The following is a 21,535-nucleotide window of genomic DNA, read 5'->3' as shown; positions in this document are numbered from 1 at the left end:
GGGAAGGGGGGGCCGATGGCAGTCCGCGACCGGATTTCGTGGCTCCTGATCGTCGCGGCCGTCGCCGCGATCGCCTACGCCGCCCTGAAGCCGCCGGCGGCCGTCCACCCGGTCACACCGCCCATGCTCGCCGCAGCCGGCGCGATGTCCGGCACGCGAGTGACGGCGCACTCGGCGATGGGTTCGGACGGGCGTGACCATTCGCCGGCCAGCGAGGCGGCCAATCGTCCGCTCGTCCTCGTCTTCATCAAGGACGGCTGCCCGTGCAGCGAGGCGGCCGAGCCCTATTTTCGGCGAATCCACGCCGCCTATGGCGCGAACGCCTCGATCCTCGGCGTGATCGACGGCGACCTGGCCACCGCCCGCGACTGGGCCCGCCGCCACGGCACCCCCTACCCGGTCCTCGCCGACCCCGATCGGACGATCATCGAAGCCTGCAAGGCCGATCGATCGGCCTACGCGATGCTCGCGGCCCCGGGCGGGCAGGTCGAGGCGATGTGGCCCGGCTACTCGTCGACGATGCTGGCCGAGGTCGGCGCCGGCCTGGCCCGGCTCGCCGGAGTGGCCGAGATCAATCTCGACACGGCCGGGGCACCCGACGAGATGGCCTCGGGCTGCTCGTTCTGAGCGTGAACCGAGCCCCGCGTCCGACTAATTCTGAGGCGGGTCGAATTCCAGGGCCGAGGCGGGCAACTCGACGTCGAACTCGGGCTCAAGGTCCAGCGTGCCGACCGACCGGAACTCGTCGTGCTGCATCTCCTTGACGACCCGCCGGACGGCGTGGGTCTTCGCGTCGATCCAGTAGGTGTCCACGACCTCGAACTTCTTCCTGGTCTGGAAATTGACCGCCTCGAACCGTCGGCGAAGGCGACGGCAGGCGTGCTCCCCGATCGATCCGTCCTCCAACTGCGACAGCACGCCGGGCCCCTCGCTCAGGGCGTGTGGGCGGCCCAGGAGTTCGGGCAGGAGCAGGGGAGCGATCGTCATCGACGCGGATTCCGTGACCCCGGCCGCGGCCCCCAGCGCGAATTGCAGCGAGTTGGGCTTCTGGACGCCCGGCCGGATGTCCCACCAGGTCTTCACCGCCGTGCCGTCCATCCAGATCAGGTTGCGGATGCGCTTCTCGTCGCGCTCGTCGTCGAATTCGAAGCGGAATTTGTCCGGGCGGGCGAACGCCGTGGTGATCAGGCGAGGCTTGGTCTCGCCTTCGGCCCGATCGTTTCCCTTGGCATCGAGGAAAATCTGGACCGCCTTGCCCTGATCACGGTAGGTCTTGCACGAGGCGTAGAGCGCCTCGACCTTGCGTGCCAGCTCGAAGGGGTCGGGCTTCGCGTCATCCGCCCGCGCGATGCGTCGGGAGATCCGGCCGGTCATGAAGAGGGCGGCGAGCGTGCCGAGGAAGACGCGACGTTCGGCTCGGATGTCGTGCATGGCGGACTCCCGATGGGTGCCTGCTGCCGCCTTCGCGTCACGAGGGCCGCCTCGCTCGACCACCCGAGGGAGTGATCGCGGCAGAGGAGACGCGGTGCCGGTGGTCTTGGGGGTGCGGTAAGGCCATTCGACCAAACACGTGTGTGGTAATCAATGCACCACGTCTCGTGATCCAACTCACCCGCGAACGGTCGTGCTCACCTCCGTCTGATACGCGGCGAACGAGGGGCCAACCGTCGAGGAGATCGCCCTGGCCGCCACACGCTGGGCAACCGAGACGGAGATGCACGGCCATTGCCCAACGACGAACGGGCGGTGATCGCCGAGGTCTGTCCGGCACGACCGCGAAATGGCGACGATGGCTTGGTCGGGATGACCCGGATGGCCAGGGGAACGAGCCCCCGTGCGGTCACCGGAGATGAGGTGAGGAATGGCGGAGCAGAGCAGGGCAGGGCGAATTTTGGTCGGGCTTCGAAATGAGGTCGGCCCCTCGGAACCGAGGGGCCGCGCGAACCGATCGCTTTTCTAGGTTGCACATCGCGGGGTCGCGACGGCCCTTGGCTCGACCGGGATGCTTAGCGGCCGGCCCGCGAGCGGCGGAGCATTCCGAAGCCGGCAAGGGCCGACAGGAAGATCGCCACCGAGGTGGGCTCGGGCACCGCCGCGGTGGTGGTGATCTGGGCCTGGGCGGTCGTACGTCCACCGTTGGTCGTGGAGGGGACCAGCGAGATGTTCGAGTCCAGGACCTTCAGGGTGTTGAGGAAGTCGCCCGTGCGGAAGGTGCCGACGGGGACCGGGTCGAAGGTCGCCACCACGTCCGACTGGGACGTGCCGGTGATCGAGCCGTTGAGCACGCCGGTCAGGGTGAAGGGCGTCTCGTTGGGCAGCGGCACCGAGCCGTTGACCTTGCTGATGCCCAGCGTGATCGAGAACTTGGTGTTGGTGTAGGTCGTCACCTGGTCGTCGGGCAGGGCGCCGGAGACGAGGAACTCGCCCAGGCTGAACGACGAGGGGGCGGTGAACGAGCCGGCGGCCACGCTGTTGAAGCTGATGACCGGGGTGCCCGTGACGCCGGCCGAGTCGATCGTGCCGGAGGTGTTGTAATTCATGTAGCTCTTGAGCGAATCCGCCCGCGAGCTGCCCGCCGTTACGGCGATCGTAGCCAAAGCGGCGAGGGCGATCCGTAGCCCGACCCACTTTCGTGACATGCTCATCGTCTCCTCCTGAACTTGAATGGGAATGTCGCGCCCCGACTGACATCCAATGTCGGGGCCTGGCCGGTCTCGCTCGGCGAGCCGGGGGAAAACCCCGTCGCCGCCGGCGATCTGAAATGCGCCCGGGCCGCGCTCGCCTCGAGGGAGAGCGACCCCGTCCGCCACGGCTGCGAGAGCCGGAGCAGCATCCGTGCCTTGGTCAAATCGGCTGAGGTCTGGGTGCCGTCGCGATGGGTGCTTGTTCAAGAGACCCGGCCTCCTTGCCCGGCCACCTGGATGCCGATCCGCCCCGGTCCGCAGTGGCGAAACCTTGAGGCGAAATCGAACTGCGGGGGAACTTAATCCATCGGGCCGGGCAAGTAAACCTCAATTTCCCCGCCCCGTCGCCCGATCACGCGAGACAACGACTCTTGAAGCCGCTTGACGCCGCCTCGCCGCGCCTCATAATGCAGAAAGAGGATTGGTGGGGGTTGCGCCCATCAGAGTTGAAGCCTCCACCGAGCGGCGGGGCAGTCGGGGGTTTTCCATGCGACTGAGGCGCGGACGTCTGGGATGGCTCGCGACGACCATGGTCGTCCTGGGCATACTCCGGACCCCGTTCCCCGAGGCCGACTTCCATAATATCCGGCACCACGACACGCCGGGCGAAGTCTGCGCCATGCATGACCACCTCCTCCGCTGGCACCCCGAGGCCGGGGTGGCCGACGACGTGGCCGTGCTCCACTGGCACTGGCTGAATCCCGCCAACGCCCTGCCGGGTGGCCCCGTCGACTCGACACCCGCGCTGCACGCGAACATCCCCGACCAGCCGGGCACCGTCCCCGACCCCTTGCCGCAGATCGCCCTCGACGAGTCGTCGTCGTCCCCCGCGGCCGGCCGGCTGGTCACGCTCGACCCCATCGGCCCTGGCCTGACTCCCTTCCTGCTCGACGCCTTCTCCTTCTGGCACCCGCCTTCCATGGCCCCGGTCGGGTCGCATCCCCGCGCGCCTCGCCCGGCCGCTTCTCCCCTGGCCTTGCTCCAACGCTGGACCTGCTGAGGCCCGGCACCGACGCCGCCCTCCCCGCGACGCCCCCTCCCGGCGCCCGCCGTGCCGTCCAACCGTGTTGAAGCGTGCCAGAACGAACGTGCGCGGCCTCCGTCGACACTCCGACGGATGTCGCACCCAGCGAGGCCGATGGCAAGGGCCACCGCGCGGTTGATCCCGCGATGCGCAGCCCAATGTCGCCGGCCGGGGGGACCCCAATGAAGCTCGGACTCGCCGCGGCGCACCGTCTTGCGTCCTGGTTCAAGCTCGGCCTGCCCTTAATCGGGCTCGGGCTCGCCTTCTTCTTCGGGCTCTCGGCCCACGACCGCGTCTTCCACGGGGTCTGGGGCGAGCCCTTCTCGACACATAATGACACCGTCGCCCGCCCGTCGCCGGCCTCTCCCCCGGTGGCATCGCCCGCGGAACGCGAGCCGGTGGAACTTGTCACCCTCTCGCCGGAGAAGGCCCGCGCCGGCGGCCTCCGCATCGAGCCCGCCCGGATGCTGGCCATGCCCGACGAGCTGGGCGTGGCCGGGCAGGTCGAGGCCGACGCCGACCACCTCATCGACATCCGCTCGCAGGTTCCCGGCATCGTCCGCACCGTCCATGTTACGCTCGGCCAGGTCGTCAAGGCGGGCGACCCGCTCGTCACCCTGGACAACGCCGAGGTCGGCCTGGCCCGGCTCAATTTGCGGGCCCGCCTGCGCGAGCTTGAGACCGCCAGGACCGAGGCCGACTGGCGCAACCAGACCGCCGACAACATCCAGACGCTCATCCCCTTGCTCCGCAAGAACGTCCCCGCCGTGGAACTGGAGAAGACCTTCGCCGATCGCCCCCTGGGCACCAATCGGGCCGAGCTGCTGACCGCCTACGCCAACCTGGAGATGGCCACCCACGAGGAGCAGAAGCAGGCCGAGTTGTTCAAGAAGAACATCGTCGGCGAGCACCCCGCCTTCCTCGCCAAGCACGCCCGCGAGGGGACCCAGGCCAAGTTCGAGGCCTCCCTGGAGCAGATCAAGTTCGACGCCGCCCAGCAGAAACGGCTCGCCGAGCAGCACCTCAGGCTGGCCGAGGCCGCCGTGCTCGACGCCCGCCAGCGGCTGAAGATCTACGGTGTCCCGCCCGAGGACGACGCGCGGGCCGAGTCCGCGCCCGCCCCCGAAGGCTCGGCCGCCGAGCCCGACCTGACCTCGTACACGATCAAGGCCCCCTTCGGCGGCAAGATCCTCACCCGCACGGCCGTCCCCTCGATGCTCGCCGAGCCCGCCTCGGTCCTCTTCCGCCTGGCCGACGTCACCCGCGTCCGCGTCCGCGCCGACGTCCCCGAGGGGAGCCTGCGGCGCCTGCCCGAGCTGAAGGACGCGCAGGTCCTGCTCACGGCCGCCGCCTACCCCGACCAGTCCTTCCGCGCCAGGATTCTCGACGTCGGCGCCCAGGTCGACGTGGCCACCCGCACCGTGCCGCTGGTGGCCGAGGTCGACAACGCCTCGGGCCTGCTGAAGATCGGCCAGTTCGTCCGGGTCCACCTCACCGGCTCCGACGCCTCGGAGGCCCTGACCGTACCCGACGCGTCGGTCGTCGAGATCGACGGCAAGTCGGGCGTCTTCGTCCCCGCCGGCGCGCCCAACTGCTTCCGGTTCCGCGTGGTCGACGCCGGCCGCACCGCCGAGGGCAGGCGCGTCGTGCGGGCCGGCCTGGCGGATGGCCAGGAGGTCGTCGCCGCAGGCGCCTTCCTGCTCAAGAGCGAGCTGATCCTGGGCAGCGAGACGGAGGACTGATCGAGACATGCTCAACGCACTCATCGAGGGCTCGCTGCGCAACCGGTTCATGGTCCTGGCCCTGACCGCCCTGGTTGCCGCCATGGGCGTCTACTCCGCCCTGAACCTGCCCATCGACGCCATCCCCGACCTGACCAACGTCCAGGTCCAGATCCTCACCGAGGCCGCCGCGCTCTCCCCCCTGGAAGTCGAGACCCTCATCTCGTTCCCCGTCGAGGGGGCCATGAGCGGCCTGCCCGACGTCGAGCAGATCCGCTCCGTCTCCAAATTCGGCATCTCCGTGGTCACCGTCGTCTTCCGCGAGGGGACCGACATCTACCGCGCCCGCCAGCTCGTCGGCGAGCGGCTCTCACGCGCCGCGCAGGCCATTCCCCCCGGCTACGGGACTCCCGGCCTCGGGCCCATCTCCACCGCCCTGGGAGAGGTCTACCAGTTCCAGGTGAAGGGCAAGGGCGTCAGCCCCATGGAGCTGCGCACGATCCTCGACTGGTTCGTCTCCTACCAGCTCCGCGCCGTGCCGGGCGTCACCGAGATCAACAGCCACGGCGGCGAGCTGAAGACGTACCGGGTCGAGGTCGACCCCGACAAGCTCAACGCCTACCGCCTGACCATGGCCCGGATCGTCGACTCGCTGAACGCCAACAACGTCAACGTGGGCGGCGGCTACCTGGTGCACGAGGGCGAGGCCCGCTACATCCGCGGCGAGAGCCAGGCCCACGGCATCCCCGACATCGAGGCCATCGTCGTCGACGAGCGCGCCGGCGTCCCCGTCACCATCAAAGACCTGGCAAACGTCACCATCGCCCCCATGATTCGCGCGGGCCTGGCCACCCGCGATGGCGAGGGCGAGATCGTCGTCGGCCTGGTCATGATGCTCATCGGCCAGAACTCCAGGCTCGTCGTCGAGGACGTCAAGGCGGAGCTGAAACGGATCAACGCCGCCCTCCCCACCGGCGTCACCATCGAGCCCCTTTATGACCGCTCGCACCTGATCGAGCAGACCCTGGAAACCGTCCTCCACAACCTGGCCGAGGGGGGCATCCTCGTCGTCGCCGTGCTGCTCCTGCTGCTGGGCGACCTCCGCGGCGGCCTGATCGTCGCGCTGGCCATCCCGCTGTCGATGCTCTTCGCCGCCAACGTCATGCTCGCCACCGGCCTTTCCGCCAGCCTGATGAGCCTGGGCGCCATCGACTTCGGCCTGATCGTCGACTCCAGCGTCATCATGGTCGAGAACTGTGTCCATCGCCTCGGACACGAGGCAGGCACGCGATCCAAGCTCGCCATCATCCGCGACGCCGCCGTCGAGGTCCGCAAGCCCACCCTCTTCGGCGAGCTGATCATCGCCATCGTCTACCTGCCGATTTTGGCCCTGCAAGGGACCGAGGGGAAGCTCTTCCGGCCGATGGCCCTCACCGTGATTTTCGCCCTGGCCGGCTCAATGGTCCTCTCACTCACATTGATGCCCGTCCTCGCGTCATTGGCCCTGAAGGCCGTCCCCGCCGCCCGCGAAATTCTCGTCATACGCATCCTCAAGCGCCTTTATGCCCCGATCCTCGACGCCTTCGTCCATCGCCCGGTCCTCGCGGCCTTGCTGGCCGTCGCTCTCGTCGCTTCCAGCGTGCCGGTGGCCCTGAACCTTGGCGCCGAGTTCATGCCCAGGCTCAACGAGGGCGACCTCCTCATCGAGGCCGTGCGCATCCCGTCGGCCGCGCTCGAGGGGGCCGTCCCCATGTCGACCCAGATCGAGACGATCCTGAAGACCTTCCCCGAGGTCCGCACCGTCTTCTGCAAGACGGGCCGGCCCGAGATCGCCAATGATGTGATGGGTGTGCATCAGACCGATGTTTGGGCCATGCTCAGGCCCCAGTCCGAGTGGCGCCAGGGGGTCACCCGCGACGAGCTCATCCGCAAGATGGACGAGGTCCTCTCCGCCCAGGTGCCCGGCGTCAAGTTCGGCTTCAGCCAGCCAATCGAGATGCGCGTCAATGAGCTTGTCGCCGGCGTCAAGAGCGACGTCGCCGCCCTGCTGTACGGCCCCGACCTCGGCGTGCTCCGCGAGAAAGCGACCGAGATCGAGCGCGTGCTCTCCAAGATCGAGGGGGCCCGCGACATCAAGGTCCCCACCTCGGGCCGGCTCCCGATGCTCAGGGTCACGGTGCGCCGCGACCAGCTCGCCCGCTACGGGATCCAGGCCGCCGACGTCCTCCAATCCATCTCCGCGCAGGGGGGGACCACCGTCGGCATGGTCTTCGAAGGCCAGGCCCGCCACCCCATCCAGATCCGGCTCCCGCTCGCCTGGCGCGACAGCCCCGAGCGCATCGGCTCGATCCGCGTCGCCGACCCCCTCGGCCGGCCCATCCCGCTGGCCGACCTCGCCGACATCACGATGGAGGAAGGCCCCAGCGAGATCGAGCGCGAGAACGTCCAGCGCAGGGCCGTCGTCGGCGTCAACGTCCGCGACCGCGACCTCGCCGGCTTCGTCGCCGAGGCCCAGCGCTCCATCGCCGCCAAGGTCAGCCTCCCCCCCGGCTACGTCCTCCGCTGGGGCGGCCAGTTCGAGCACTTGCAGACCGCCACTCGCCGCCTGCTCATCGTGGTGCCGGTGGCGCTCGGCCTGATCTTCCTGCTGCTCTACAGCTCGTTCGGATCGATGCGCCTGGCATTGCTGATTTACCTGGCCGTCCCCACCGCGGCCACCGGAGGCATCTTCGCCCTGGCCCTGCGAGACCTGCCCTTCTCGATCTCGGCGGGCGTCGGCTTCATCGCACTCTTCGGGGTCGCCGTCCTCAACGGCCTCGTCTGGGTCAGCGCCGTGGAACATCTGCGCGACGCCGGCCACCCGCCCCGGGAGGCCGCCCGCGAGGCCTCGCTCTCCCGCCTCCGGCCGATCCTGATGACCGCCCTGGTCGCCGCCTTCGGCTTCTTGCCCATGGCCACCTCCGTCACCCCTGGCGCCGAGATCCAGCGCCCCCTGGCCACCGTCGTCATCGGCGGCCTTCTCACCTCAACCCTCCTGACCGCCCTGGTCCTCCCCGCCATCTATCCCCTCTTCGCCGCCCGTCAACCCCGGAGTGTGGAACTCTGACCCATCGCCGCCTCAACCCGCCCCCGCCCCCCGGCCGATACCATGCCTGTGGCCTTGACAGGACGGTCAGGGCCGGGGCGGGGGGGTGGAAACGATGGCCGCACCAACCAGGCAGACGACCAGCAAGCTCGTCGCGTCCGACGCCGAGCGTCGGGTCGTCGAACTCTCCGCGGAACTCGCCGCCCTCAGGCGACAGGTGGTGGCCCTCCAGCGGGTCAGCAGCCTGGGCGTGCTCGCCGGCTCGGTCTGTCACGAGCTGAACAACGCCCTGACCCCGGTCCTGAACTACGCCAAGCTCGGCCTGCGCAACCCCGACCCCGCCTTCCGCGAGCGTGCCTTCGAGAAGATCCTCGACGGCGCGCAACGGGCCTCCACCATCACCGGAGGCGTCCTCGGCCTAGCCCGCCCCCGCGCCGACCGCCGCTCGGCCACCGACCTCTCGCGGCTCACGCAGGAAGTCCTCCAGCTCCTGAACAAGGACCTCTCCAAGGCCAGGGTCCAGGTCGACTATCAGGCCGACGGCACCCCGCACGCCCGGATCAACCCCGCCCAGATCCAGCAGGTCCTCCTCAACCTGATCATCAACGCCCGCCAGGCCATGCCCGGCGGCGGCACCGTCAAGGTCCGCGTCCACCTCGACCCCACCGGCCAGCAGGCCGAGCTGAGCGTCGGCGACACCGGCACCGGCATCGCCGCCGACGACCTCCGCCGCATCTTCGACCCCTTCTTCACCACCAAGATCGGCCCCGACGAGACCGGAATGGGCGGGACCGGCCTGGGCCTCTCCGTCTGCCGAGACATCGTCGAATCCCACCGGGGCCGCCTTCGGGCCGAGAGCCGCCCCAACCAGGGAACCACCTTCACCCTCATCCTCCCCGCTTGCCCCGCCCCCCTCAAGCAAGCCATCGCCTGAATGAACCGGTAAATCTCAGCCCGGACGATGTGCGAGGATCGCAACGTCGGGGGGAGCGCGAGGGGGCAGTCCCCTCCCGGCGTTCGACCTCCGGATTGTGAGAGGTTTCGCCGCGTTCCTCACGAGTCGCGGAGCATCCCGTTGGAAGGCTTCGCCATCCTTCTCTCGATCCCTGTCGCCCTCGTCGCGAACACGGCCTATTGCGCCTTCCTGAATTTTTACGCGATGAAGTCCGATCTCATAAGCCGTCTGTTCGTCTGTGTGTCGTGGCTTGTCCTTGGTGTGTTCTCGGTCGAGTTGTTGCTGCTCGCTAGCCAGGGTGTTGTGCGTAGTCGGACCCTGATTGGACCCGCCTTTTCGGTGGCGCACTTCGTCTGCTTCCTCCTGGGGTCGCCCGCCCTGGCGGACGTGCTCTCGCTCGGTCGGCGTGGGCCGCTCGTCGATCGATGGTACCTGATCATCGCGGGCTGCACGGCCTTCGCGCTCTTCCTCGTGGTCCAGCAATACGTCGTCTCCGAGGCACTCTACGGCCCCAACGGGACTGAAGGACCATTCGGTGAAAAGCGAGTCGGGATCATCTTCTCGCCGTGAAACGTCGCCGGACAGGGCTCCACCCCGACCGACGGTTTCATTGAAGAACTCATAGATCTTATGGACGTCAACGGTGCGCGATCCTGAAAATCTCCTTGGATGGGGATCGTTCCAGGTGCCTGGATCCCATCGACTTGAATTTTGCCGTGAAAATGCTTTGTCAGATCCTGGAATCTGCGACCATGTGACACGTCGTAATAACAAGCGGCGTGTCATCCACATCACCTAGGACAAAGCACCATGTCTCAGCCCAGTCAAGCAGGCGGCAGTGGCCGTAAGTTTGCCGAGATCATCCCTCCGCAGCCCGCGCAAGCGGAACGATTGACCACTCAAGGCACTCCGCCGCTCCATGACCTTGGGCCTCTCGAACAACTGTTGGGGGTCTGGAACGGACGTGGCACCGGGTGGAACATGATTGCCCTGCCGTTCCAGATGGCCCCGTCGCCGCCCGCGGGGTTCAAATTCCGCCTCCTGATGAATCAGTACGACGAAGAACTTCGGTTCACCTTCGTCGACGACGGCGTCCCCAATCGAGGCATGTCGCGGCCCGGCCTTCCCGATTCCGACCAGTTCGTCGCCACCGTCGATTATCAGCAGAAGATCGCCCAGGTCGCGGCGGAAGACCGGCCTCATAGCGGCCTCGCGGGTGCGGCAGGCCTGCCGATCCACCACGAACCCGGCTTATGGTTGTACGATAAGAATCGCAGGACCAAGGACGACCACATCAATGGCGACCAAGTGACGGAAGTGGAGCTCGACGTCGCACGACTCGCATCGATTCCGCACGGAAACTCCGTCCTCGCCCTCGGCAGATCGGAGGTCCACGACGGCATGCCGCCGATCCCGCCGGTGAGCGGGTTGCCCTTTGGCCGCTTCGAGGACGTGAGCGGCCCGAACTACGACTTCAAGAGCGACCCGTATCTGGAGCCATACAAGCACTACATCGACAACCCGTTCAAGGGAACCGTCGGGGCGCCCACGTTCCCCGGATTCAGTCCGGCCGACATGAACCAGATCCTTCGTTTCGCGAACCAGGGCGTCAACATCGTCCGGACGACGACGTTGACAGTGGACACGGATCGGAAGAGCGCCGGGATCACGAATGTCCCATTCTCGGTCCGCGAGGCCGAGCCGGTCAGCATGAAGTCGACGTTCTGGATTCAGGAACTCGCCGAGAAGGACGAATCGGGGAAGCCCAAGTTGAGGCTGCAATACTCGCAAGTCGTCATGCTCCACTTCTTCCATCCTCGCCAGGATGACTTCCCGGGGCGGGCCGTCTGGCCGCACATCAGCATCGCCACCCTGGAGAAGTCGCCGGAACCCTACCAGGTCGTGCCGGGTTAGACGGGGCCGCTCGTCTCGCTGAGAAGCCCTGGCAAAACCACCGCTCACGCCTCGCAATATCGGCGGGTGCCCGGGTTTTGTCAGGGCTTCTTGAACTCCCGGATGGGATCAAAGTGTCCATGAGCATCGGGCGCGGCTCATCATCGCGAAAGCCGGGAGACCGATGGTCTGGTGGGTACCCATCCGGCAGGCCGAATCCCTGCGTCACGACGGTCGTTGCCGGGGGCGGATGACGATCGCCGAGGGTTTCGCCCTCTTGCTGGTCGGGATCGCCGTCGCATTCGGGATCGTGCCGACCTGAACTTATCCCCCCGGCTTTGCCCGATCTTTTCAGGGTTCGTGGCCTCAGCCTCGCGGCATCGGGACGATCAACCCCCCTTATTCGGGGAAAATCCGGATGGGCTGGAAGAATTCCGTTGCAAGGCTTGTCCCGCATTGGGGATGATTGTTCGTGAAGACCATCCTGACGCGACGTCGCGACGGGATGGCTCACACCCGGAACTCCATCCCAGGAAGCGACGCAGCACCATGGGCAAAATCGAAGTCAGCCAGAAGCGCATCGACGCCAACCGCCGCAATGCCATGCGCAGCACCGGGCCGAAATCGGCCGATGGTAAGGAGAAGTCCCGGCGAAATAGCCTGGTTCACGGGCTGGCCGGGGCGGGGGTGGTGGTGGCCGAGCGGGAGAGGAACGCTCTGGCCGACAGGGTGGCGATGTGGAGTGCGTCGCTCTGCCCGATGGATGCGTTCGAGATGGGGCTGGTCGAGACGATTGCCGTGGAGAGCTTGCGGATCGAGCGGTGCCGGGTGGAAGAGGACCTGGCCCGCGACTTCAGGGCTCGGCGGGCCGGGCATTGCTGGGGGGATGAGCGGAAGGCCGTTGTTGCGAAGGCGGCCCGGGCGCTGGGGCGGCGGCCGGCCGAGACGGCGATGGTGCTGGCGTCGTCGGCGCCGGGGTGCGAATGGCTGATTGACCGCTGGCGGATGCTGGGGTTCGCGCTCGACAAGGCGGGCGAGTGGACCGACGAGCAGCGGAACATGGCCCTGAACATGCTCGGGGTCGCCGCCGACCTGCGCGACCTGGAGACGCCGATCAACGCCCCCGAAGGTCTGGATGCGATCGAGTTCCGGCAGGCGCTCGTCGACGACCAGCTCGAACGGCTGATCGGCCGCAAGGAACGGACGCTTGACGACATCGAGGACGACCTCCGCGAGGCCACGGCCCTGGGATACGCCGTCGACCTCGACCCGGCGCTCGCCTTGATCCGTCGCTACGAGGCCGCCAGCTTCCGCCGGATGCGCTGGGCCCTCGACCTCCTCGACAAGAACCGCCGCCCCGAAACCGCCGAGAATCTCCGCCAGGCCGATGAGCCCCGTCAGGCTGGGCAGGGGGCCGCAAGTCCTATTTCAGAAACAACTTCCGTGTCCCGGGCTGGGGCTGATTGCGCCCATTCCGGACGGGTCCAGCTGGCCGACGCCATGAGGGACCTGGCCACCCCGACGGCCGTCGCCGCGAGCGTCCCGATCGAAGCCACCGAGGGGCCCGGACGGGCGCCGGAGGCGGGTCGCAAGGCACGCAACTCCCGCAAGTTGCGCCAGGTTCGTGCTCGACGCCAGGCGGCCCAGGCCTTGCTCCTCTCCTGCTAACCTTCGCCGGGGGCGTCGCCTCCGGAAGCAAGACTCCACGCCTCTGTTCCTTGGGCTCTTTGGCAATTCGGAGCGAAAAGTCCCGCGTTTCGTCGGACGCCCAGGGCCGTCCGCCCATGAGCCCGGGCCCCGGCGCGTCCCGGGCTGAAGGTGCCTTCGAAAACGCCGGCCTGTCCGGCCTTCGGGGCGGAGGGTGGCCGGCGATGATGCGAAAAAGGGACGCCCAAGATTCGGCGGGCGGCTCATTGCAGACCCCTGAAAACGGGGGCCGGCACCGGCACTTGGCCCCGGTGCGGGGCCCCTGTTTTCCGGGCGAAGGATTCGGGGGCGGGGCGGGGGGCACTGGCCTCGGGCGGGGGAATTCGGTAGGGTCGGGCCGGACTTTTGGAAACGGCCGGAGATGGAAAAGCGATGCGCCTGGTGACCGTGAAGACCGAGGGCGGGCCCAGGGCCTGCGGGACATTCCAGGGGCAATACGTCGACCTCAACGCGGCCGACCCCGCGCTGCCGGCCAGCGTCCGCGAGATCCTCGCGCTCGGGCCCGACGGGCTGGCCCGCGCCGCCGAGGCTCAGGCCAAGGGGACCGTCAAGTACGACCCCGCCAAGGCGGTCTTGCTCGCGCCCATCCCCGACCCCCAGAAAATCATCTGCCTCGGGCTGAACTATCGCGATCACGCCGAAGAGAGCGGGATGGCAATCCCCACCGAGCCGATCCTCTTCAGCAAGTATCCCTCGACGCTTGTCGGCCAGGGGGCCGAGATCGTCCTGCCGAGGGTCAGCACCGAGGTCGACTACGAGGCCGAGCTGGTCTTCGTCATCGGCCGCACCTGCAAGCTGGTCGAGCGCGGCGACGCCATGGATTACGTCGCCGGCTACATGGTCGGCCACGACGTCTCGGCGCGAGACTGGCAGCTGAACAAGCCCGGCAAGCAGTGGATGGCCGGCAAGACCTTCGACACGTTCGCCCCCGTGGGCCCCGCCCTGGTCACGGCCGACGAGGTGCCCGACCCCCACGCCCTGGGCATCCGCCTGCGTCTGAACGGCAAGACGATGCAGGATTCCAGCACCGACCAGCTCATTTTCAAAGTCGACGAGGTGGTCGCCTACCTCTCCCAGATCATGACCCTGGAGCCCGGCGACCTCATCTTCACCGGGACCCCTCCCGGAGTCGGCATGGCCCGCAAGCCCCCCGTCTGGCTCCAGCCCGGCGACGTCTGCGAGGTCGAGATCGACGGCCTGGGAACCCTCCGCAACCCGGTCGTCAGGCACTGATCCAGGCCCGCGAGGTCGTCCATGAGACTTGCGTCGAAGCTCTGCATCGGCGCAAGTCTGGCGCTGCTCGTCCTGTCGATCTGGCCGGCCAGGATGAGCCTCGGCCTGTTCGCCGCATTCACCTTCTCCTTGATCTGGCTCCCCCTCACGGCCTTCGCCGTGCTGCGGTCGGCCTCCCAGGAGTGTCAGCGGCCGGGCGAAGCGGCGAGGGCGAGCAGGACGCGGAGTTGGGCCCTGTCCGCCGGGGCGACCCTTCTCCTGACGCTCGCCGCCTTGTGCGTCAGCCTCCCCGTGCGGCTGGGCTTCGCGGCCTCACGTTCCGCCTTCGAGGCGGGGCTTGCCGGCCCTCACGATCCGGGCCGGCCGCTCGGGCTCTACCGGGTCGATCGGCGGGACGCCGACCCGAGGGGCGGGGTCTACTTCCGGACCGGGACATCCGAAGACGGCCCCTTCATCACCTCCTGGGGCATCGCCCACAGGCCCAATCCCAAGGGCTCTCCATACGGTATGGGCCGCTACGATCGGGTCCATCTCACGGGCGACTGGTACGCCTTCTCCGCGTCGGATCATTGATCGAGCGACGCGGGGAAGGCGATCGCCGGGTTCCGGTCAGGCCTGGGCGGCGGGGAGCCAGACGGTGCGCTCGGGGCGGTGGACGATCCGCCGTATGATCCAGGCGACGATCAGGGCCAGCAGAATGACGCCGATGGCGATCGACCCGTTGACGCCGATGATCTCGGCAATCGTGATCAGGAGCCGCTTCAGGCCCCGGCGGCGGAGCCCGTCGACCTCGACGTCATTGCCCGCGGCGATCTCGGTCGCCGCGCTGTACACGCCCCCCAAGAAGAGGCCGACGATGCCACCGACGAACAGGGGCGGGAGCACGGCCTCGACCACCCCGACCTCTTCCTGCGTCGGCTGATAGGTGCGGCCGGATCGCTCGAGGATCGTCTGCAGGATGGTGTCGGCGTCGCTGTCGCCCGTCGAATAAGAGATCGACGTCGGCTTATCGCCCTCGGAGTGGAGGGTCAGGCCGCTGTTGCCCGGGTCCACCTCGGCCTTGGCGATCGTCCGGACGTCCAGAGTCTCGACCCACTTGGCCCCCGCGTCCGCGGGCGCCTTGCCCTGTTCCAACGCGTCGAGCACCGCCTTGAGGTTGCGCTTGAGCGTGATCATCGACCCGGTGACCTTCAGCTTGAAGACCTCGAACTCCCTCAGCATCAGGATGTAGGCCCACTTCTCCTCAGATTTCAGCCAGATCCGCGACTCCATCATCGTTCCTTTCCGCTGCGATGGCGCATCCCGACCGCGGCCCGAGATCTCGGGCCTTTCGATGCACGTCCGATCGGTTTGATGGGTAACGCAGAAAAGTCTAGGACATATTCGAAGCAGGTGAAAGGGCAATGGACTGTTGCCCCTCGAAGGGTCGGGCAAGCGTTCTCAGCCGGAAATCACCGGGGAAAGTGGGGCGGCAGGAATCGGGTCAGGCCCGCTCGACCTCCCAGGCGGTGAGCATTGGCCTGTTGGTGGCTGCCCGGACTGCCCATCTCAGATTCAGGACCAGCAGCGCGGCCACGAGCAGGTAAAATCCTTTGACACCCAGCACCCGGGCACACAGGTTGAAGAGATCTGCCAGGACTTGGCCGCCGCGGTCGCGTCCGCCCATGACTCTGATCGGCTCGATTTGCAGTCCAGCGGCCAGCGTCATCACGCGTGGATGGAGCAAGATGCAGACGGCCGTGGACACGACGGCCCCGATGGTCGGCCCGAGCAAGGCCGTTCTCAGGCCGATCTCTCGCCTCTCCTCGTGATACGCCCGGCCCGTCCTGGACAGGATGGCTCGCACGATCTCGCCGGCCCCCGCACCCGGGGTGAATTCCAGGGTCCTGGGCCGGCCTCCCTCGGTCCGCAGCGTCAGGCTGAAATCGTCGGGATCCACGACGGCACCGAGGATCGACCCCAGCCGGATGGTCTTCACCGACTTCGCGCCAACGTAAGCCGGCTCCTCCCCCTCGGTCAGGTTCTCGACGGCCCGGTTCAACGCCCGGAGGTGCTGGGGCCCGGTCATCTCCAGGAGGTGGAGCTCGTTGCCTCGGAGTAGGAGGATCCACCCCCAACGGTGGAAGGTTGTCCACCAGATCTTCGTGTCCATCCGCGGCACCCCGACGTTTCGCCATCTTCGGCAGTGCGTTGCCATCCTGGAGCATCGCTCACGGCCAGCCAGTCTATTCCAACGTCCGGGTCGCCGGCGACGGCCGAGGCCGAACCTTGCCGGTTGCCCTCGGGCGGATGGAATGACCTTGAGCCCCCTCTCCGACCGCCCCGTGTCCCACTCCCGAGGCGAGAACCCCGTGGACGACGCCATCGACCGCCTGACACCGACGCTCCTCCCCAGCGGCCGGACGGCCATGCGTCAGCGCTGGGCGAACCTGCTCTTCCTGCACTGGCCCGTGCCGGTCGAGGTGCTCCGCCCCCTGATCCCGCAGGGCCTGGAGGTAGACACCTTCGATGGGACGGCTTACGTCGGCCTCGTCCCGTTCACCATGACCGGCGTCCGCCCGACCTGGGCGCCCGCCGTGCCGGGGCTGTCGAACTTCCACGAGGTCAACGTCCGGACGTACGTGCACCACCGGGGGAAAAACCCGGGGGTCTGGTTCTTCAGCCTCGACGCGGCCAGCTCGGTCGCGGTGCGCATCGCCCGGCGGTTCTGGAACCTTCCCTATCACTTCGCCCGGATGGGGCAGGCGCACGGGTCGGATGGGTCGATCTCGTATCGCTCGGAGCGGCTCTGGCCGGGACCCACGCCGGCCGGCTGCGACCTGGCCTATCGCCCCGAGGGGACGCCGGCCGCCTCTCGCCCCGGCACCCTGGAGCACTTCCTCGCCGAGCGTTATCTGCTCTACACCCTGGGCCGTCGCGGCCTGATCTCGGGCCGGGTGCACCACACGCCCTACCCGCTCCAGCCCGCGAGGCTCCTGCGGCTCGACGAGACCTTGCTGGCCGCGTCGGGAATCGCCCGCCCCGCGTCGGATCCCCTGGCGCACTACGCGGCCGAGGTCCGCGTGCGGGTCTACCCGCTCCGCCCGGCCTGAGATCGGCGGGTTCCGGTGTCTCGATCTCGGCGAGGAGGACGGGCGATGGTCACGCTAGAGCACCCAGTCATTGCGCGGGACGCGGCCGGCGAGGTCGGCGATCGAGGTCGACGTGAGGACCGTCTGCTCGGCGGCCCTGGCGTTGACCAGGAGGTCAATGAGGGCCCTGGCGGCCATGCCTCCCTTGCGTCCCAGGCGTTCGCCCGGCCCGTCGATGGCGGAGATCACCTCGGCGACGGTGATCGACTCGGGGTCGCGGGCAAGCTGGTACCCGCCGACGGCCCCGCGTGCACTCTGGACGAGCCCGGCGGCCTTGAGCCTGAGGAGGATCTGGACGAGGTAGGGCTCGGAGATACCCTGGGCCTCGGCGATCTCGCGTGCGGGCCTGGGCAGGAAGGGGGCTGCATCCCTGGCCAGCTCGATGATCGCCAAACAGGCATACTCGGCCTTCGCGGAGATCTTCATCGGATGCTCGGCTCCGTCGAGCGCCGTGCCAACCGGCAACCTGGCACGCCAAGGCCGCGAGGGGAGGCACGCCGCCCCCCCTTCGCCGCGCCAACCCCGATCTCAGTTGGGGCAGGTGGCGCAGGCACGCTGATAAATCGAGGGGCGGGCCATGCGCATTGCCCGCTCGTAGGCCAGCCGGTAGACCTCCAGGGCCATCGTCTGCTGGTCGGCCACGGGCAGGCAGGCCGTGGGGCAGGGCATCAGGCCGGGGGCGGCCGCCTGAGCGAACCAGGGCTGGGCAATCTGGAACCCGTCTCCCGCGATCTGGATCGAAAACTGACGCATGCGAAGGCTCCCACTGCGGCTGTCGGGCGGCGTCTTCGTCGGATACCTCACTAAGGTTATCGGCATTGGTGAGATTGGCAAGGAGAAAATCCCAAGAATCTTTCGGGGCGTTGTTTTTCTGCCCGCCTGGGGCGGTCTAAGGGGCTGCTTCTTGGGGTGTTACGAATCTCGATCAGCTTTTCGTTGATGATCAACTTTATCATGATCAGTTGCGAATATTTCCGATCCAACTCCTTGCAAGTCGCGCCTTTTTCCGGAAGAATGCGACCCATGAATGGCCGGAATCGCCGGCCTTGAAGGTGAGACGCCGAACCTGGGAGGCCGAGACCGATGGCGACCGCGAAGATGATGGAACGTGGCACGATGATGGGCATGACCGGCATGGGCATGGGGATGCCGGCCGCAGGCATGATGACCGGCACCGCGCCGACGACCACGCCCGCCGGCATGAACATGATGATGGTGCCCCGCTGCACCATGACCTTCGAGAAGTGCACCGGCGGCATGAAGGTCACCTGCAAGTGCGAGGACGAGATGTCCGCCGCCATGCTGCAGAACCTCTGCACCATGATGGCCGGCAGCATGATGTCCTGCTGCTGCATGATGAACGGCATGATGGCCTGCAACTGCAACATGATGATGGGCATGACCAAGTGCGAGCCCTGCGACATGGGCGTCTGCATGACCTGCACCAGCGGCGACGCCGCCTGCTGCGCCATGATCCAGGCCTGCTGCGACTGCATGACCTCCATGATGAAGTCCGGCTGCACCTGCTGCGTCATGATGAACAACATGCCCGTCTGCTGCAGCTGCTGAGCTGCCGACGAGCCTCCGAACACGCCCCGACCCGCGACGATCCGATGATCGTCGCGGGTCGCTCCGTTGATGGGGCGGGCGTCGGCTTCAGGGCCCGGCGACGCGGCCGGGGAAGGGGCCCTGGGACCACGACCAGACGGGCCATCGGGTGTTGGCCGTCGCCATGGTCGTCGGCCCGTTGACCAGCCCCGCCAGCAAGATGATCAGGGTCAGCGCGACCAGCGAACCGCCCAGCCAGGCCGCCCAGGCGAACGGGGCCTCGGGCTCCAGGCCGTCTACCTCGGGGGCCGCGACCGCCGACTCCGAGGGCCGGGCGAATGCGGCATACAGGGCCATCAGGGCGAAGAGCACCCAGAAGACGCTGTGCATGTTGATCAGATTGGGCCGGATCGGGTAGAAGAAGTAGAGCGCGTTGATGTTCTGGAAGAGGAGCATCGTCAGCGAGAGCCAGAGCACCGGCAGCGGCGACGGCCTGCGGTTCCGGTCGTGGCCCAGATAGATGGCCATCCAGAGGGCCGCGCCGACCAGGCCCAGCACGCAGGTTCCGTCGAGCATCCAGAGCACCTTGCGGGCCAGGCCGTCGGGGTCGGCATAGCCGTAGCCGCCGAGCAATCCCGACCACTCGGCCAGCTTCTTCTGGGGCTGGATCCGGGCCAGCCGATGCCAGGCCGGGATGCCCGCAAGGACGAAGGCGATGCTCCAGGCCGAGGCCACCCCCAGGCTGAGCCGGTCCTCGGGCGCGGGGGTGGGGAAGGCCTGGCCGAGCATGCCGAACGCGTAGATGAAGCCGGCGATCATGCCGCAGGAGGTCTCCATGACGTTCCAGTGGTTGATCGTATACCCATAAGGAACTTGCCCCACATTGGCCAGGTTCCCCAGCAGCCGGCCGCCCGCCATGCCCAGGCCGAATCCGACATAGCCGAGCACCGCGCCCCGCAGCCCCATCCGCCGGTCGCTGGCCACCAGCCAGGCGATCTGGCCGATCGCCGCGCCGAAGTAGCCGATCGAGCCGTTGTTCCGGGGCGGGTTGATCTGGAAGCCCAGGACGTCGACGACCAGGAACGACGCGACCCAGCCGCCCCCCAGGATGCACGCGGCCAGGGCCAGCCAGTCGGCCGTGCGCATCGGCCTGCGCTCGAGCATCAGGCCGATGAGCGCCCCGCCGAAGGTCCCCCAGGCCGACCCCTGGAGGAACAGGGTGCCGAACCCGTAGGCGTAATTGACCGGGATGTCCGCCTGCGCGTAGCCGTGCAGCATCCCGTAGCTCATCGTGCCGCCCGAGCCGATGCCGAGCGCGGCCAGGGCGGCCAGGACGGGCATCCAGGCAGCCATCGAGGCCTGGCCGCTGACGTACGCCAGGGCCATGGCCAGGGCCGCCCCGGGATACATCGCGCCGATCAGGTGGCCGAAATCCCCGCGGATCCCCCAGGCCATGCCGACGGCCAGGGCGACGAATAGACTCCGACCGACGCGATCGGGCAGGCTCATGGCGCGACCTCCTGGCTGTGGCGCATCCGGCCGCAACCCCCATCGGCGACGGCCGCCGGCACACCATATCCGAGCCAGCCGCCCCGCGGAACGGCCGGGGCGGCGGTTGCCCCGCGGTTGCCCGGCTAGCGCCTGAGGCGTTCGGAGAGGGCCTTGGCGTCGGAGTAACCCGGGGCGAGACTCAGGGCGTGCTCGGCCGCCTTCAGGGCGTCGGCCGGTGCCTGGTGGTTCGCCTCAAGCGCCAGGGCCAGGTGGTAGAAGACCTCGGGGCGGTCGGGCAGGCGGTCGGCGGCCTTGCGCAGGTCGGCGGCGGCCAGGGCGGGGCGGTCCAGCATCAGCAGGGCCATGCCGCGGCCGTGCAGGGCCTCGGGGTCGTCGGGGGTCAGGTCCAGGGCGTGCGTCAGGCGGGCCAGGGCCTGCTCGGGCTGCTTGCGGGCGAGCTGGATGGCGGCGACCTGGAGCATGGCCGCGGTCAGGTTGGGGTCGCCGTTGAGGGCGCGGAAGTAGGCGGCCAGTGCGTCGTCGGGCCTGCCCAGGGCTTGCAGGGCCCGGCCGCGTGCCAGGTGGGCCTCGGAGGGGGCCGGGTTGATCTCGATGGCCGCGTCGAGCCGGACCAGCGCCTCGTCGGGCCGGCCCATCGCCAGCTCGACCTCGCCCATGGCGATCAGGGCATTCACATATTCATCGTCGATCTCCAGCGCCCGGGCCTGGGACGCGCGGGCCTCGGCCAGCCGTCCCTGCTCCTGGAGCACTCGGCCGATCCGGTGGTGGGCCTCTGCCGAGCGCGGGGCCAGCGCGACCATCTGCTGCAGCAGGGCCAGCGCGGTGGCCGGGTCGCCGCGGTCGATGGCATCCTGGGCCTGGCGGCTGACCTGCTGGACCTGGGCGTCGCGTGCCGGGTCCTTCGAAGCCGCCTCGCGGTCGTGCCAGGCCTGGCAGCCGCAGAGGCCGAGCATCAGCGCGGTGGCGGCAGCCCTCCAGGGCCTGACCAGGCGTCCCATCGTCAGGCCCTCCCGGCCCGGTCCTCGATCCACCCTCGCGGGAT

At 68.2% G+C, this 21,535-nt stretch carries 20 protein-coding genes; 11 read left to right on the top strand and 9 right to left on the bottom strand.

Translation table 11 applies throughout. From position 1 onward, the window contains the following. Positions 1 to 15: 15 nt before the first annotated feature. On the top strand, positions 16 to 627 hold the full coding sequence (locus EP7_RS27125) for a peroxiredoxin family protein (RefSeq protein WP_463525386.1): 612 nt from the start codon (positions 16 to 18) through the stop codon (positions 625 to 627). 24 nt (positions 628 to 651) lie between these two features. Here the strand turns inward: EP7_RS27125 and EP7_RS27120 are convergent, their stop codons facing one another. Both EP7_RS27120 and EP7_RS27115 read right to left on the bottom strand, forming a co-directional pair. Continuing rightward, positions 652 to 1,431, bottom strand: a complete 780-nt coding sequence (locus EP7_RS27120) for a LolA family protein (protein WP_463525385.1) — start codon at positions 1,429 to 1,431, stop codon at positions 652 to 654. Between the two features lie 575 nt (positions 1,432 to 2,006). Next, positions 2,007 to 2,645: a PEP-CTERM sorting domain-containing protein gene (locus EP7_RS27115; protein ID WP_463525384.1), complete on the bottom strand. Its 639-nt coding sequence runs from the start codon at positions 2,643 to 2,645 to the stop codon at positions 2,007 to 2,009. 526 nt (positions 2,646 to 3,171) lie between these two features. Between EP7_RS27115 and EP7_RS27110 the strand changes: the two genes are divergently transcribed. The 9 genes from EP7_RS27110 to EP7_RS27070 all read left to right on the top strand — a co-directional run bounded on the left by EP7_RS27110 (position 3,172) and on the right by EP7_RS27070 (position 14,875). Next, positions 3,172 to 3,684, top strand: a complete 513-nt coding sequence (locus EP7_RS27110) for a hypothetical protein (protein WP_463525383.1) — start codon at positions 3,172 to 3,174, stop codon at positions 3,682 to 3,684. Between the two features lie 206 nt (positions 3,685 to 3,890). Next, the gene (locus EP7_RS27105) at positions 3,891 to 5,450 is read left to right on the top strand and encodes an efflux RND transporter periplasmic adaptor subunit (protein WP_463525381.1); all 1,560 of its coding nucleotides are present in this window, start codon (positions 3,891 to 3,893) and stop codon (positions 5,448 to 5,450) included. 7 nt (positions 5,451 to 5,457) lie between these two features. Beyond that, positions 5,458 to 8,535, top strand: a complete 3,078-nt coding sequence (locus EP7_RS27100; RefSeq protein WP_463525380.1) for an efflux RND transporter permease subunit — start codon at positions 5,458 to 5,460, stop codon at positions 8,533 to 8,535. Positions 8,536 to 8,629: 94 nt separating this feature from the next. Continuing rightward, positions 8,630 to 9,448, top strand: coding sequence for a sensor histidine kinase (locus tag EP7_RS27095; protein WP_463525379.1), 819 nt, complete (start codon positions 8,630 to 8,632; stop codon positions 9,446 to 9,448). Between the two features lie 141 nt (positions 9,449 to 9,589). Next, positions 9,590 to 10,039 (top strand): hypothetical protein, encoded by a 450-nt coding sequence (locus tag EP7_RS27090; RefSeq protein ID WP_463525378.1) that lies wholly within the window; start codon positions 9,590 to 9,592, stop codon positions 10,037 to 10,039. A gap of 321 nt (positions 10,040 to 10,360) precedes the next feature. Beyond that, positions 10,361 to 11,383 (top strand): heme-binding protein, encoded by a 1,023-nt coding sequence (locus tag EP7_RS27085; protein WP_463528470.1) that lies wholly within the window; start codon positions 10,361 to 10,363, stop codon positions 11,381 to 11,383. 528 nt (positions 11,384 to 11,911) lie between these two features. After that, the gene (locus EP7_RS27080) at positions 11,912 to 13,030 is read left to right on the top strand and encodes a hypothetical protein (protein ID WP_463525377.1); all 1,119 of its coding nucleotides are present in this window, start codon (positions 11,912 to 11,914) and stop codon (positions 13,028 to 13,030) included. 411 nt (positions 13,031 to 13,441) lie between these two features. Next, the gene (locus tag EP7_RS27075; protein WP_463525376.1) at positions 13,442 to 14,302 is read left to right on the top strand and encodes a fumarylacetoacetate hydrolase family protein; all 861 of its coding nucleotides are present in this window, start codon (positions 13,442 to 13,444) and stop codon (positions 14,300 to 14,302) included. 21 nt (positions 14,303 to 14,323) lie between these two features. Next, the gene (locus EP7_RS27070) at positions 14,324 to 14,875 is read left to right on the top strand and encodes a hypothetical protein (RefSeq protein ID WP_463525375.1); all 552 of its coding nucleotides are present in this window, start codon (positions 14,324 to 14,326) and stop codon (positions 14,873 to 14,875) included. Between the two features lie 36 nt (positions 14,876 to 14,911). Here EP7_RS27070 and EP7_RS27065 read toward each other — a convergent pair whose 3' ends face one another. After that, positions 14,912 to 15,577 (bottom strand): hypothetical protein, encoded by a 666-nt coding sequence (locus EP7_RS27065; RefSeq protein WP_463525374.1) that lies wholly within the window; start codon positions 15,575 to 15,577, stop codon positions 14,912 to 14,914. 208 nt (positions 15,578 to 15,785) lie between these two features. Next, on the bottom strand, positions 15,786 to 16,454 hold the full coding sequence (locus EP7_RS27060) for a hypothetical protein (RefSeq protein WP_463525373.1): 669 nt from the start codon (positions 16,452 to 16,454) through the stop codon (positions 15,786 to 15,788). A gap of 199 nt (positions 16,455 to 16,653) precedes the next feature. Here EP7_RS27060 and EP7_RS27055 point away from each other — a divergent pair, with 199 nt between their 5' ends. Then, positions 16,654 to 17,394 (top strand): YqjF family protein, encoded by a 741-nt coding sequence (locus EP7_RS27055; RefSeq protein ID WP_463525372.1) that lies wholly within the window; start codon positions 16,654 to 16,656, stop codon positions 17,392 to 17,394. 54 nt (positions 17,395 to 17,448) lie between these two features. Here the strand turns inward: EP7_RS27055 and EP7_RS27050 are convergent, their stop codons facing one another. The 5 genes from EP7_RS27050 to EP7_RS27030 all read right to left on the bottom strand — a co-directional run bounded on the left by EP7_RS27050 (position 17,449) and on the right by EP7_RS27030 (position 21,491). Beyond that, positions 17,449 to 17,859 carry an Rrf2 family transcriptional regulator gene (locus EP7_RS27050; RefSeq protein WP_463525371.1) on the bottom strand — a complete coding sequence of 137 codons (411 nt, stop codon included), beginning with the start codon at positions 17,857 to 17,859 and terminating at the stop codon, positions 17,449 to 17,451. Between the two features lie 102 nt (positions 17,860 to 17,961). Beyond that, the gene (locus EP7_RS27045) at positions 17,962 to 18,186 is read right to left on the bottom strand and encodes a hypothetical protein (protein WP_463525370.1); all 225 of its coding nucleotides are present in this window, start codon (positions 18,184 to 18,186) and stop codon (positions 17,962 to 17,964) included. A gap of 56 nt (positions 18,187 to 18,242) precedes the next feature. Continuing rightward, positions 18,243 to 18,980: a hypothetical protein gene (locus EP7_RS27040; RefSeq protein WP_463525369.1), complete on the bottom strand. Its 738-nt coding sequence runs from the start codon at positions 18,978 to 18,980 to the stop codon at positions 18,243 to 18,245. Positions 18,981 to 19,089: 109 nt separating this feature from the next. After that, complete coding sequence (locus tag EP7_RS27035; RefSeq protein WP_463525368.1) at positions 19,090 to 20,490, bottom strand: hypothetical protein; 1,401 nt, start codon at positions 20,488 to 20,490, stop codon at positions 19,090 to 19,092. A 125-nt stretch (positions 20,491 to 20,615) separates the two neighbouring features. Continuing rightward, positions 20,616 to 21,491 carry a tetratricopeptide repeat protein gene (locus EP7_RS27030; protein WP_463525367.1) on the bottom strand — a complete coding sequence of 292 codons (876 nt, stop codon included), beginning with the start codon at positions 21,489 to 21,491 and terminating at the stop codon, positions 20,616 to 20,618. Positions 21,492 to 21,535 lie beyond the last annotated feature (44 nt).

The organism is Isosphaeraceae bacterium EP7 (assembly GCA_038400315.1).
GTDB lineage: Bacteria > Planctomycetota > Planctomycetia > Isosphaerales > Isosphaeraceae > EP7.
The sequence above is the reverse complement of the archived record's forward strand: the minus strand, read 5'-3'. Positions and strand labels throughout refer to the sequence as shown.